We start from the raw sequence: 13235 nt of genomic DNA, 5'->3' as shown, positions 1-13235 counted from the left end.
CGCGATGAGTACGCCCATGAAGTAGCGACGGTCCGGACGCAACCCGGACCTAAAAGGAGCGAAGTGGCTAAGGTCCGGGTATACGAACTCGCCAAGGAGTTCGGGGTTGAGAGCAAGGTCGTCATGGCCAAGCTCCAAGAACTCGGTGAATTTGTCCGTTCTGCGTCCTCGACCATCGAGGCGCCCGTTGTACGCAAACTGACCGACGCCCTCCAGCAGGGCAACGGCGGCGGCAAGCCCGCCCCGCGCAAGGCCGCGCCCGCCAAGCCGGCCTCCCCCTCTCCGGCGCAGGCCGCCCGTCCGGCTGCCCCGCGCCCGCCGGCCCCGAAGCCGGCTGCCGCGGAGAAGCCTGCGGCTCCGGCCGGTGGGCCCGTAACCCCGGGGCCGCGTCCGACTCCGGGTCCCAAGCCGCCCGCGCCGAAGCCCGCTCCGGCGTCTCCGGCTCCTGCGGCGCCCGAGTTCACGGCGCCTCCGTCGGCTCCCGCGGCATCCTCCGGTCCCGCGGCATCCTCCGGTCCCGCGGCATCCTCCGGTCCCGCGGCATCCTCCGGTCCCGCGGCATCCTCCGGTCCCGCGGCTCCCTCGGGTCCGCGTCCCGGCGGCGCCCGTCCCGGTGCCCCGAAGCCGGGTGCCCGTCCGGGTCCCGCTCAGGGTGGCGGCCAGGGCCGTGGCGACCGCGGTGACCGTCAGGGCGCTCCGCGTCCCGGCGGCCAGGGCGGTCGTCCGGGCGGTCGTCCGGCCGGCCCGCGTCCGGGCAACAACCCGTTCACCTCTGGTGGCTCCACCGGTATGGCGCGCCCGCAGTCGCCCCGTCCGGGTGGTGCCCCGCGTCCCGGTGGCGCCGGTGCGCCGGGTGGGGGTCCGCGTCCGCAGGGTGCGGGCCAGGACCGTGGTCCTCGTCCGCAGGGTGGTCCCGGTGGCGCTCCGCGTCCCGGTGGCGGCCCCGGCGGCAACCGTCCGACTCCGGGCGGCATGCCTCGTCCGCAGGGTGGTCCCGGTGGCGCTCCGCGTCCCGGCGGCGGCCCCGGCGGCAACCGTCCGAACCCCGGCATGATGCCGCAGCGTCCTGCTGCCGGTAGCCCGCGTCCCGGCGGCGGTGGCCCCGGTGGCCGCGGTCCTGGTGGCGGCGGTCGTCCCGGTGGCGGTGGCGGCGGTCGTCCTGGTGGCGGCGGCTTCGCAGGTCGTCCCGGTGGCGGCGGCGGTGGCGGTTTCGCCGGTCGTCCCGGTGGTCCCGGTGGCGGTGGCGGCGGTTTCGCCGGTCGTCCGGGTGGTCCCGGTGGCGGCGGTGGCCGTCCCGGCTTCGGCGGTCGTCCGGGTGGTCCCGGTGGCCGTGGTGGCACGCAGGGCGCCTTCGGTCGTCCCGGCGGTCCCGCGCGTCGTGGCCGCAAGTCGAAGCGGCAGAGGCGCCAGGAGTACGAGGCCATGCAGGCCCCGTCGGTCGGCGGCGTGATGCTGCCTCGCGGCAACGGACAGACCGTCCGCCTGTCGCGCGGTGCGTCCCTCACCGACTTCGCGGAGAAGATCAACGCCAATCCGGCGTCGCTCGTCGCCGTGATGATGAACCTCGGCGAGATGGTCACTGCCACGCAGTCCGTCTCCGACGAGACCCTCCAGCTGCTCGCCGGCGAGATGAACTACGTCGTCGAGATCGTCAGCCCGGAGGAGGAGGACCGCGAGCTGCTCGAGTCCTTCGACATCGAGTTCGGCGAGGACGAGGGCGGCGAGGAGTTCCTCGCGCCGCGTCCGCCGGTCGTGACCGTCATGGGTCACGTCGACCACGGTAAGACCCGCCTCCTTGACACCATCCGCAAGACGAACGTCGTCGCGGGCGAGGCCGGCGGTATCACGCAGCACATCGGTGCGTACCAGGTCGCCACCGAGGTCAACGAGGAAGAGCGCAGGATCACCTTCATCGACACCCCGGGTCACGAGGCGTTCACCGCCATGCGTGCCCGTGGTGCCAAGTCGACCGACATCGCGATCCTCGTGGTGGCGGCCAACGACGGTGTGATGCCCCAGACGATCGAGGCGTTGAACCACGCCAAGGCGGCCGGTGTGCCGATCGTGGTCGCGGTCAACAAGATCGACGTCGAGGGTGCCGACCCGACCAAGGTGCGCGGTCAGCTCACCGAGTTCGGTCTGGTGGCCGAGGAGTTCGGCGGCGACACGATGTTCGTCGACATCTCCGCCAAGCAGGGCCTCAACATCGAGAGCCTGCTGGAGGCCGTGGTCCTCACCGCGGACGCCTCGCTCGACCTGCGGGCCAACCCGGAGCAGGACGCGCAGGGCATCGCGATCGAGTCCCACCTGGACCGTGGCCGCGGCGCCGTCGCGACCGTCCTGGTCCAGCGAGGCACCCTGCGGGTCGGCGACACCATGGTGGTCGGCGACGCGTACGGCCGTGTCCGCGCGATGCTCGACGACAAGGGCGAGAACGTGGAAGAGGCGGGTCCCTCGACCCCGGTCCTCGTCCTCGGTCTCACCAACGTCCCGGGCGCCGGCGACAACTTCCTCGTCGTCGACGAGGACCGTACGGCCCGTCAGATCGCTGAGAAGCGTGCCGCTCGTGAGCGGAACGCCAACTTCGCCCGCCGGGGCGTCCGGTTCTCCCTGGAGAACCTGGACGAGGCCCTCAAGGCCGGTCTGGTGCAGGAACTCAACCTCATCATCAAGGGCGACGCGTCCGGTTCGGTGGAGGCTCTCGAGTCCTCGCTGCTCCAGCTCGACGTCGGCGAAGAGGTCGACATCCGCATCCTGCACCGTGGTGTGGGTGCGGTCACCGAGTCGGACATCGACCTGGCGACCGGATCCGACGCCATCGTCATCGGCTTCAACGTCCGCGCGGCCGGCCGTGCCTCGCAGATGGCGGAGCGCGAGGGCGTCGACGTCCGCTACTACTCGGTGATCTACCAGGCCATCGAGGAGATCGAGGCGGCCCTCAAGGGCATGCTCAAGCCGGAGTACGAAGAGGTCGAGCTCGGCACGGCGGAGATCCGCGAGGTCTTCCGCTCGTCCAAGCTGGGCAACATCGCCGGTGTGCTGGTCCGCTCCGGCGAGGTCAAGCGCAACACCAAGGCGCGGTTGCTGCGCGATGGCAAGGTCATCGCGGAGAACCTCAACATCTCCGGCCTGCGTCGCTTCAAGGACGACGTCACCGAGATTCGCGAAGGGTTCGAGGGCGGTATCAACCTCGGCAACTTCAACGACATCAAGGTCGACGACGTCATCGCGACGTACGAGATGCGCGAGAAGCCCCGCGGCTGACGCCTGCGGCGCGCTGAACCGGGTTGGCGCCACCCCCGCCGGGATTCTTCCCGCGGGGGTGGCGCCGACCGGGGTTTTTCGACCCCCGCCGCCCTTACCCGTCCCATCCCTGGGGCTGCGCCCCAGATCCCACCCGGGGCTCTGCCCCGGACCCCGCTGGGGGCTGCGCCCCCAGACCCCCGATCGGCCTGAACGGCCTCGTCCTCAAACTCCCCCAGCTACCGCTGGGGGTGCCCCCAGAGGTGCCCCCAGACGGGCTGGTTGGTGCTGGCCTTGGCTGACAGAGCTCGGGTGCGGAAGATCTGCCCGTCCGGCAGAAATCAGCGCCGGTCGGCGAAAATCAGCCCGTCCGGCGTTTGAGGACCGGGGGTTCGGGGGCTGGCCCCCGAAACGGGGTCCGGGGCGGAGCCCGCCCCGAAGGGGGTCGGGGGCGCAGCCCCAGGGGGGTCCAGGGGCAGCGCCCCTTGGTATGGGACGGGTAAGGGCGGCGGGGGCGAAAACCCCCTCGAGCCGCGCCAGCCTCCCGTTGTACCGTTCTCGACGTCCCTGCCAAGAGCTTGGCGGGTCATCTACCCCGTACCGGCGGGACATCCGGACACACAACATGTACGTGGGGACTCTGTCCTTCGACCTGCTCCTCGGCGACGTACGGTCGCTGAAGGAGAAGCGTTCCGTCGTCCGCCCCATCGTGGCGGAGCTGCAGCGCAAGTTCGCGGTGAGCGCGGCGGAAGTAGGCGATCAGGACCTGTACCGACGGGCCGAGATCGGTCTGGCGGTGGTGTCGGGGGACGCGACGCATCTGACCGACGTACTGGACCGGTGCGAGCGCATGGTCGCCGGCCGGCCGGAGGTGGAGCTGTTGTCCGTACGACGGCGGCTGCACGGCGACGACGACTGACCGTGCACGACGATGGACAGTGCACGCGGTGCAAGACGATGGACCGTGCACGCCGTGCACGACGATGAATGTGCACGCGGACACACGCGGGCACCCGCGGATACGCGGAACAGGCAAGAAAGAGGGAGACGGACCAGTGGCCGACAACGCGCGGGCGAAGAGGCTGGCGGACCTCATCCGAGAGGTGGTGGCCCAGAAGCTGCAGCGCGGGATCAAGGACCCGCGGCTCGGTTCCCACGTCACCATCACGGACACCCGGGTCACCGGGGATCTGCGGGAGGCGACCGTCTTCTACACGGTGTACGGGGACGACGAGGAGCGCGCGGCGGCGGCAGCCGGCCTGGAGAGCGCCAAGGGCGTGCTCCGCTCGGCCGTCGGGGCTGCGGCGGGCGTGAAGTTCACGCCGACGCTCAGCTTCGTGGCGGACGCCCTGCCGGACACCGCCAAGACCATCGAGGACCTGCTCGACAAGGCACGGGCCTCGGACGCGAAGGTGCGCGAGGTCTCGGCCGGCGCCAGCTTCGCGGGTGACGCGGACCCGTACAAGAAGCCGGACGAAGAGGACGAGACGCCAGAGACGGACGGCGACGCCCCGGCATGACCCAGAACAACCGCACGCCCGACGGCCTGGTCATCGTCGACAAGCCGTCGGGCTTCACTTCGCACGACGTGGTCGCCAAAATGCGCGGGATCGCGAAGACCCGCCGAGTCGGACACGCCGGCACCCTCGACCCCATGGCGACGGGCGTACTCGTCCTCGGCGTCGAGAAGGCGACCAAGCTCCTCGGCCATCTCGCGCTCACCGAGAAGGAATACCTCGGGACCATCCGGCTCGGGCAGACATCCGTCACCGATGACGCCGAAGGGGACATCACGGCCTCCGCGGACGCCTCGGGGATCACCCGGGACGCCATCGACGCCGGGATCGCCAAGCTCACCGGCGGCATCATGCAGGTGCCGTCCAAGGTCAGTGCCATCAAGATCGACGGGGTGCGCTCGTACAAGCGGGCCCGCGAGGGCGAGGACTTCGAGATCCCGGCCCGGCCGGTCACGGTCTCCTCGTTCTCCGTGTACGACGTCCGGGGCGCCGTCGCCGAGGACGGTACGCCCGTACTGGACCTGGTCGTCTCGGTGGTCTGCTCCTCGGGGACGTACATCCGCGCGCTGGCCCGCGATCTCGGCGCCGGTCTGGGCGTCGGCGGCCATCTGACGGCCCTGCGCCGCACCCGTGTCGGCCCCTACAAGCTCGACTCCGCGCGCACGCTTGACCAGCTCCAGGAGGAGCTGACCGTGATGCCGCTGGCGGAGGCGGCCGCAGCCGCGTTCCCGCGCTGGGACGTGGACGCGAAGAGGGCGCGACTGCTGACGAACGGGGTGCGCCTCGACATTCCCGACGTGTACGCGGGAGCCGGCGCCGTCGGGGTGTTCGATCCTGAGGGGCGGTTCCTCGCGCTGGTGGAGGAGCAGAAGGGCAAGGCCAAGAGCCTGGCCGTCTTCGGCTGACCAGTGCTGACCCGGGGCTGACCTGTGCTGATCGGGGCTGACCGGTGGGTGCGGACCGTCACAGGCCCCATGCCGATGCTGGGCGAGCGGGTGCGGCATGGCACTCTTGGACCTGCGTATGAGAGACCTGCGTATGAGGCGATCGGTACGCAGCCAATACGGAAGCGGTTTCGACGAGGAGCGGTCACAGTGCAGCGCTGGCGTGGCTTGGAGGACATCCCCCAGGACTGGGGGCGCAGCGTCGTCACCATCGGCTCGTACGACGGCGTCCACCGCGGACACCAGCTGATCATCCGGCATGCCGTGGACCGGGCGCGCGAGCTGGGCGTTCCGTCCGTGGTCGTGACGTTCGACCCGCACCCGAGCGAGGTCGTGCGCCCCGGCAGCCATCCGCCGCTGCTCGCCCCGCACCACCGCCGCGCCGAACTGATGGCTGAGCTGGGTGTCGACGCCGTGCTCATTCTCCCCTTCACCACCGAGTTCTCGAAGCTCTCGCCCGCCGACTTCGTCGTCAAGGTCCTCGTCGACAAGCTGCACGCCAAGGCCGTCGTCGAGGGCCCGAACTTCCGCTTCGGCCACAAGGCCGCCGGGAACGTGGCGTTCCTCGCCGAGCAGGGCAAGACGTACGACTTCGAAGTCGAGGTCGTCGACCTGTACGTGACCGGATCGGCCGGCGGCGGCGAACCGTTTTCCTCCACGCTCACCCGGCGGCTCGTCGCCGAGGGCGATGTCGAGGGCGCGCGCGAGATCCTCGGCCGCCCGCACCGCGTCGAGGGCGTCGTCGTGCGCGGCGCCCAGCGCGGCCGTGAACTGGGCTTCCCCACCGCCAACGTCGAGACGCTCCCGCACACTGCGATCCCCGCCGACGGCGTCTACGCCGGCTGGCTGCACACCCAGGGCGAGGCCATGCCCGCCGCGATCTCCGTCGGCACGAACCCGCAGTTCGAGGGCACGGAGCGGACCGTCGAGGCGTACGCCATCGACCGCGTCGGACTCGACCTGTACGGCCTGCATGTCGCGGTCGACTTCCTGGCCTTCGTCCGCGGACAGGCCAAGTTCGACTCCCTCGAGGGCCTGCTGGAGACGATGGCGCAGGACGTGAAGCGCTGCCGGGAGCTGGTGGAGGCGTACGAGGGGGAGTAGGCGGTTGCTGTACGTGGCTGGGGGCGCCCGGTGCTGCTGACGGCACCGGGCGCCCCCAGCGACGCATCGACAAAGCCGGCTACTGCTGCACGTGTTCCACGCTCAAGGGCCGGACGACCTGTGCCCAGTGGCAGGCCACCTGGATCTGACCGCCTCCGGCCAGTACCGGCAGGTCCTGTTCGCGGCAGGCGTCCGCGACCGAGGCGCGGTCGGCCTCGCCGCTTGCGAGGATCTGGCAGCGGGCGTGGAAGCGGCAGCCGGAGGGGATGCGGGAGGGGTCCGGGGGCTCGCCCGTGAGGACCACCGGATCGCCGGGGGACTCCGGCAGGACGGACAACAGGGCCTGGGTGTAAGGGTGTTGGGGTTCCGTGAGTACCTGCTCCACGGGTCCCGTCTCCACGATCCGGCCCAGGTACATCACCGCGACCCGGTCGGCGATGTTCCACGCGAGGCCGAGGTCGTGCGTCACCACGAGGGCGGACAGGCCGAGTTCGGTGCGCAGGTGCAGCAGGAGGGCCAGGATCTCGCCGCGTACGGAGGCGTCGAGGGAGGCCACCGGCTCGTCGGCGACGATGAGTTCGGGCTCCAGGACGAGGGCGCCCGCGATGACGACGCGCTGCCGCTGGCCGCCGGACAGTTCGTGCGGGTAGCGGAGGAAGAAGCGCTCGGGAGGACGCAGCCCGGCCCGGGAGAGGGCTTCGGCGACCGCCGCCCGCTCATCACCCGCGTACCCGTGGATACGCAGGCCCTCCGCCACCGCGTCGTACACCGTGTGCCGCGGATTGAGCGAGCCGCTCGGATCCTGCAGCACCAGCTGAACGCGTCTGCGGTACGCCTTGAGGGCTCGCGAGGAGTAGCCGAGGGGCTTGCCCCCGAAGGCGATACGGCCCGCGGTCGGCCGGACGAGCCCCAGCAACGAGCGCGCCAGCGTCGTCTTGCCGCAGCCCGACTCCCCGACCAGCCCGACGATTTCACCGGGCCGGATGTCGAGGTCGACGCCGTCGACGGCGCGGGCCTGGGCTGCTCCGTGGCGACCAGGGAAAGTGACGTGCAGACCTTCGGCGCTGAGGAGGGGCGCCGTCCCGGAGGGCGGGGGAGGAGTGGTGCTCGTCATGGCGTACTGCTCCTCGCTTCTCCGGTGGCGTCTCCGACGGCATCTCCGGCGGGGCCTCCGATTGCATCTCCTACGGCTTCGCTTGCGGGTTTTCCGACGGCTTCGTCGGCGGCGGATGCGCTGCCTGCCTCGGTCTCGGCCCTGGCCTCGGCCTTGGTCTCGACCCCGATCCTGAGCCCGACCTCGACTCCGACTCCGGCCGACGTCGCGTCGGCACATCCGTCTGGCCCGGCCGACCCCGACACCCCCACGTGTACGCACGCCGCCCTGCGCGCCGGCCCCGCGTCGCGCAGCGGCTGGTCCTCCGTCGCGCACCCGTCCAGAGCCACCGAGCAGCGCGGATGGAACGTGCAGCCCGAGGGCAGAGCGGCCGGATCCGGAGGGTCGCCCGGCAACCCGCGCGGCGCGAAGCGCGAGGTCGGGTCGCCGATCCGGGGGAACGCCGCGGACAGAGCCCGGGCGTACGGGTGGCGGGCCTGCTCGTAGACCGACCGCGCCGGGCCTTCCTCGACCACCCGCCCCGCGTACATCACCGCGAGCCGGTCGCAGGTGTCGGACAGGACCGCGAGGTCGTGGCTGATCATGATCAGACCCAAGTCCTGGTCGGCGACGAGCTGTTCGATCAGGCGGAGGATCTGCGCCTGGATCATCACGTCGAGGGCCGTGGTCGGCTCGTCGGCGATGATCAGGCGAGGGGCGCAGGCCAGCGCCATGGCGATCATGACGCGCTGCCGCTGGCCGCCCGACAACTCGTGCGGGTACGCGGACGCGCGTGCCGCCGGAAGGCCCACGTGCTCCAGGAGTTCACCGGCCTTCTTGCGGGCGCCCGCAGGCGTCGCCTTCCTGTGCAGCAGGATCGGCTCGGCGATCTGGTCGCCGACGCGGTGCACGGCGTTGAGCGAGTGCATCGCGCCCTGGAACACGATCGAGGCACCGGCCCACCGGACCGCCCGTACCCGCCCCCACCGCATGCCCAGCACATCCTCGCCGTCCAGGAGAATCTCCCCGGACACCCGCGTCCCGGACGGCAACAGCCGCAGCAGCGCGAGCGCCAGCGTTGACTTGCCGCAGCCCGACTCACCCGCCAGGCCCAGCTTCTGGCCCGCGTCGACGGTGAGGTTCACCCCGCGCACGGCGGCGGCCCCACCCGCGTACGTCACTTCGAGGTCGCGTACCTCCAGGAGCCTCAACGGGCCACCCCCAGCCTGGGGTTGAGAACGGACTCGACCGCACGCCCGCACAGCGTGAACGCGAGCGCGACGACGGCGATCGCGATACCGGGCGGGACGAGGTACCACCACTTCCCGGAACTGACCGCGCCCGCCTCCCGCGCGTCCTGGAGCAGCCCGCCCCAGGAGACCACCGTCGGATCGCCGAGCCCGAGGAACGCCAGCGTCGCCTCGGCGAGGATCGCGGAGGAGATGATCAGCGTGGTCTGGGCCAGCACCAGCGGCATGACGTTCGGGAGGACATGGCGGGACATGATGTGCCAGTGGCCGCCGCCGAGCGCCTTGGCGCGTTCGATGTACGGCCGCGACTCCACGGCGAGGGTCTGGGCGCGGACCAGGCGGGCCGTGGTCGGCCAGGTCGTGACGCCGATCGCCAGGATGATCGTGCTGAGCGAGCGGGACATCACGGTGGCGAGTGCGATCGCGAGCACCAGCGTCGGCATGACCAGGAACCAGTCCGTGATCCGCATCAGCACGGTCGCGTACCAGCCCCGGAAGTGCCCGGCGGTGATCCCGATCAGCGCCCCGATCGCCACCGAAAGCACCGCCGCGAGCAGCCCCACGAGCAGCGAGACCCGCGAGCCCCACACCACGAGACCGAGCAGACTGCGCCCGAACTGGTCCGTGCCCAGCGGGAATTCGGCACTCGGGCTCTCCAGCGGCCCGCCCGGCGCGTCCGTCACGCTCTGCACGTCGGAGCCGATGGTCAGCGGCGCGGTCAGCGCGATCAGCGCGAAGAGCACGAGGGCGGCGAGGCCGAACAGACCGGCGCGGTGCGTGCGGTACTGCTTCCAGAAGCGGGCCGCCGAGTGACGGCGGCGCTGCCGGGCGAGTGCGCGCGGACTCGCCTTCGCAGCCTGAGGCGGGGGAGTTGCTTCGGTCGTCATCGGCCTACCCGGGGGTCGAGCAGCGGATAGATCAGGTCGGCCAGCGTGTTCATCACGATCACCGCCGCCGCGAAGATGAAGAACAGCCCCTGGACCAGGGGAAGATCGGGCACGCTCAGCGCCTGGTAGAAGAGCCCGCCGAGGCCCGGCCAGGAGAAGACCGTCTCGACGAGAATCACCCCCGCGACGGTCCGCCCGAGATTGACGAAGATCAGCGTCACGGTCGGCAGCATCGCGTTCGGCACGGCATGGCGACGGCGTACGAGATCGTCCCGAAGTCCCTTGGCCCGCGCGGTCGTCAGGTAGTCGCTGCCCATCTCGTCCAGCAGCGCGGACCGCGTGACGAGCAGGGTCTGCCCGTACTCCACCGCGACCAGCGTGATGACGGGGAGGATCAGATGGTGGGCGACGTCGAGGACGTACGCGAAGCCCTCCTCGCCGCCCGACTCCATACCGCCGGTCGGGAAGAGACCGGGAATCGGGCCGATGCCCACCGAGAAGACGATGATGAGCAGCAGACCCAGCCAGAACGACGGAATCGAGTAAAGGGTCAGTGCCAGACCGGTGTTGAGCCGGTCGCCGAGCCCGCCGTGGCGCCAGGCGGCACGCGTACCGAGGAAGACGCCGAGCGCCGTGTAGAGGACGAATGCCGTGCCGGTCAGCAGGAGCGTGTTCGGCAGCGCCTCGCTGATCTTGTTGATGACCGGTGCGTTGAACTGGTACGAGGTGCCGAGATCGCCGGTGAGCGCCTTGCCGCAGTACTTCGTGAACTGCTGCCACAGCGGCAGATCGAGCCCGAACTCCCGTCGGTACGCGGCGAGTTGCTCGGCCGACACCTGGCGCCCGCCCGTCATGTACTTCACCGGGTCGCCGGGGATCAGCCGAAAGAGGAAGAAGCTGGTGACGAGGACGGCGAGCAGCGAGACGGCCGCGCCGCCCACCTTGCCTGCCACATACCGCAGATACGCGGCTCTGGTGCGCGCTCGTGGTCCGCGGACCGACGGCCCGGCCTCGACGGGGCCGTCGGTCTTCCCGGCCTTCTCGACCAGCGAGGGTGTCGCTTCAGCGGTCATAGGGTCATGGACTCTCACTCGGCTCACTCGGTGGAGGGGGGCACTCGGGTGCGCTCAGCGGTGGCGCGGCGGCACGGTGGCGCGGTGGCTATTCGCGGTCTTCGGCGGTCGCGCGGCGGCGCATCCCGAAGAACGAACCGACGCCCGCCAGGACCACGACCCCCGCGACGATGCCGATGACGACGCCTGCGGAGCTCGACTCCGCGGAGGCTTCGTCGACGGCGGCCGGAGTCGCCGACCACCAACTCCAGTAGCCGTCCTGGCCGTAGATGTTCCCCGCGTCCCGAGGCATCGTCATGATCGACTCGATCTGGTCGGTGCGATAGGCCTCGACCGCGTTCGGATACGCCATGACATTCATGTACCCGGTGTCGTACAGCCGCGACTGCAACTGCTTGACGAGGTCCGCCCGCTTGGCCGCGTCGTACTCGGCGAGCTGCTTCCCGTACAGCTCGTCGTACCGCTTGTCGCAGATGAAGTTGTCCGTCGCGCCGGTGTCCTTGGGAGTCGCCGGGAGCGCGGCGCAGGTGTGGATGGACAGGACGAAGTCGGGGTCGGGGTTGACGGACCAGCCGTCGAAGGCGAGGTCGTACTCACCGGCAAGCCATGGATCGGTCACGTTGTCCAGGCAGTTGAGGGTGACGCCGATACCGAGCTCGCCCCACCACTCCTGGAGGTACTTGCCGACTGCCTTGTCCTGGGGGTCGGTTGCGTGACACAGAATGCGGTAGTTGATCGGCTTGCCGTCCTTGCCGACCCGCTTGCCGTCCGCGTTTTTCTTGTAGCCCGCCTGGTCGAGGAGTTGGCTCGCCTTGTCAGGGTCGTACGACAGTTTCTGACCGTCCGTCGGCTTCCAGTGGTACGTCGAGAAGCGCGGCGGGACATAGCCCTCGCCCTCGACTGCGTAGCCCTGGAAGACCTTGTCGATGATGGTCTTGCGGTCCACGGCCATGAACAGCGCCTGCCGGACCTTCTGATCGAGCAGCGACTCGTGTCCGTCGCCGAACTTCTCGCCGTTCTTGGCCCGCGCCCCCGGATTGGTCGCGAGCGCGTAGAAACGGCGGCCGGGCGCGTCGTTGACCTTGATGTTCTCCTCGCCATCGAGGGACGCGGCCTGCGCCGGCGTCAGGGCGGGCGCGCCCGCGACGAAGGAGACCTCGCCCTTGCGCAGGGCGGCGACGGCGGCGTCCTGGTCCTTGTAGTAACGGAAGACCAGCTCGTCGAACTTCGGAGCCCCACGCCAGAAGGACGTGTTGGCCTTCAGCCGTACGTAGCTGTCGGCGGCGTAGTCGGTGACGACGAACGGCCCGTTGCCGACGATGGGGTACGTCCTGTCGTTGTTGAACTTCGAGAAGTCACCGACGTTCTCCCACACATGCTTCGGCACGATCGGCACGTCCAGCGCGGCCATCGTGGCCTGCGGCTTCTTCAGTTCGATCACGAGCTTGGTGGGGCTCGGAGCGGTGACCTCGCGGAAGTTCGCGACGAAGCTGCCGTTCGCGGTGGCCGCGCCGTCGTCGGTCATCATCTTGTTGAACGTCCACGCCGCGTCCTCGGCGGTGGCCTGCTTGCCGTCCGACCACTTGGAGTTGTCACGGATCGTGTATGTCCAGGTGAGCTTGTCGGCGGACGGCTCCCACTTGGTGGCCAGGCCCGGAATCGCGTGGTTGTCCTTCGGGTCGTAGTTGGTCAGGTACTCGTACATGAGCCGGTGAATGCTCGTACTGACCAGCCGCGTCGCCAGGAACGGGCTCAGCGAGTCGACGCTCTGCGCCACGGCGACGGTGAGTACGTCTTTGCCGTCGTCGTCCGCCGCCTGGGCGCGCTGGGGTGCCGGGTTGAGGGGGGTGGTGAGGCCTGCGGTGAAGGTGAGGGCGGCGGTGGCCGCGGCGGCGAGGAGACGGCAGGGGTGGAGGCGGAGGGCGCTGCGGCGGGGGGTGCGCTTGGTTCTGTCGTACGGGGCGTATGTGTCCATGGCTCGCAGACCTCGCTGACCTAGCGTCATCACCGGGCGTTGGTGTGCGTGTTTATCAGCGACGCTCGGCGTGCGTCAACGGCGGATACACCCCATGTGGCCTGCGGAAATAACAAGTTGAGGCCTATTTGACGACCATTGGTCCAGGC

Annotated in this window: 10 protein-coding genes; 5 read left to right on the top strand and 5 right to left on the bottom strand. The window is 70.2% G+C overall.

All coding sequences use genetic code 11. The features are described 5' to 3' along the window. Positions 1-63: 63 nt before the first annotated feature. The 5 genes from infB to OHT21_RS12235 all read left to right on the top strand — a co-directional run bounded on the left by infB (position 64) and on the right by OHT21_RS12235 (position 6808). On the top strand, positions 64-3264 hold the full coding sequence (gene infB / locus OHT21_RS12255) for a translation initiation factor IF-2 (RefSeq protein WP_328768297.1): 3201 nt from the start codon (positions 64-66) through the stop codon (positions 3262-3264). 604 nt (positions 3265-3868) lie between these two features. Beyond that, positions 3869-4162 carry a DUF503 domain-containing protein gene (locus OHT21_RS12250; RefSeq protein ID WP_328768296.1) on the top strand — a complete coding sequence of 98 codons (294 nt, stop codon included), beginning with the start codon at positions 3869-3871 and terminating at the stop codon, positions 4160-4162. Positions 4163-4298: 136 nt separating this feature from the next. Then, on the top strand, positions 4299-4763 hold the full coding sequence (gene rbfA / locus OHT21_RS12245) for a 30S ribosome-binding factor RbfA (RefSeq protein WP_328768295.1): 465 nt from the start codon (positions 4299-4301) through the stop codon (positions 4761-4763). Next, on the top strand, positions 4760-5665 hold the full coding sequence (gene truB, locus OHT21_RS12240) for a tRNA pseudouridine(55) synthase TruB (RefSeq protein WP_328768294.1): 906 nt from the start codon (positions 4760-4762) through the stop codon (positions 5663-5665). The genes rbfA and truB overlap by 4 nt, the downstream gene beginning before the upstream one ends. Before the next feature lie 189 nt (positions 5666-5854). Next, a complete protein-coding gene (locus tag OHT21_RS12235) occupies positions 5855-6808 on the top strand; it encodes a bifunctional riboflavin kinase/FAD synthetase (protein ID WP_328768293.1) in 954 nt (317 codons plus the stop codon). A 79-nt stretch (positions 6809-6887) separates the two neighbouring features. Here OHT21_RS12235 and OHT21_RS12230 read toward each other — a convergent pair whose 3' ends face one another. The 5 genes from OHT21_RS12230 to OHT21_RS12210 form a co-directional block, all read right to left on the bottom strand. Then, on the bottom strand, positions 6888-7922 hold the full coding sequence (locus tag OHT21_RS12230; protein ID WP_328768292.1) for an ABC transporter ATP-binding protein: 1035 nt from the start codon (positions 7920-7922) through the stop codon (positions 6888-6890). After that, positions 7919-9112 carry an ABC transporter ATP-binding protein gene (locus OHT21_RS12225; RefSeq protein WP_328768291.1) on the bottom strand — a complete coding sequence of 398 codons (1194 nt, stop codon included), beginning with the start codon at positions 9110-9112 and terminating at the stop codon, positions 7919-7921. The genes OHT21_RS12230 and OHT21_RS12225 overlap by 4 nt, the downstream gene beginning before the upstream one ends. After that, positions 9109-10038, bottom strand: coding sequence for an ABC transporter permease (locus OHT21_RS12220; protein ID WP_328768290.1), 930 nt, complete (start codon positions 10036-10038; stop codon positions 9109-9111). The genes OHT21_RS12225 and OHT21_RS12220 overlap by 4 nt, the downstream gene beginning before the upstream one ends. Then, positions 10035-11111 carry an ABC transporter permease gene (locus OHT21_RS12215; RefSeq protein ID WP_328768289.1) on the bottom strand — a complete coding sequence of 359 codons (1077 nt, stop codon included), beginning with the start codon at positions 11109-11111 and terminating at the stop codon, positions 10035-10037. The genes OHT21_RS12220 and OHT21_RS12215 overlap by 4 nt, the downstream gene beginning before the upstream one ends. Before the next feature lie 88 nt (positions 11112-11199). Beyond that, positions 11200-13086 carry an ABC transporter substrate-binding protein gene (locus OHT21_RS12210; protein ID WP_328768288.1) on the bottom strand — a complete coding sequence of 629 codons (1887 nt, stop codon included), beginning with the start codon at positions 13084-13086 and terminating at the stop codon, positions 11200-11202. Between the last annotated feature and the right edge of the window lie 149 nt (positions 13087-13235).

The organism is Streptomyces sp. NBC_00286 (assembly GCF_036173125.1).
GTDB lineage: Bacteria > Actinomycetota > Actinomycetes > Streptomycetales > Streptomycetaceae > Streptomyces.
The sequence above is the reverse complement of the archived record's forward strand: the minus strand, read 5'-3'. Positions and strand labels throughout refer to the sequence as shown.

What these genes read in the sequence shown, in the direction of transcription:
- OHT21_RS12250 (WP_328768296.1), top strand. Translation starts at nt 3,869, where the DNA reads ATGTACGTGGGGACTCTGTCCTTCGACCTGCTCCTCGGCGACGTACGG.
- OHT21_RS12230 (WP_328768292.1), bottom strand. Translation starts at nt 7,922, where the DNA reads ATGACGAGCACCACTCCTCCCCCGCCCTCCGGGACGGCGCCCCTCCTC.
- OHT21_RS12220 (WP_328768290.1), bottom strand. Translation starts at nt 10,038, where the DNA reads ATGACGACCGAAGCAACTCCCCCGCCTCAGGCTGCGAAGGCGAGTCCG.
- OHT21_RS12210 (WP_328768288.1), bottom strand. Translation starts at nt 13,086, where the DNA reads ATGGACACATACGCCCCGTACGACAGAACCAAGCGCACCCCCCGCCGC.
- truB (WP_328768294.1), top strand. Translation starts at nt 4,760, where the DNA reads ATGACCCAGAACAACCGCACGCCCGACGGCCTGGTCATCGTCGACAAG.
- OHT21_RS12215 (WP_328768289.1), bottom strand. Translation starts at nt 11,111, where the DNA reads ATGACCGCTGAAGCGACACCCTCGCTGGTCGAGAAGGCCGGGAAGACC.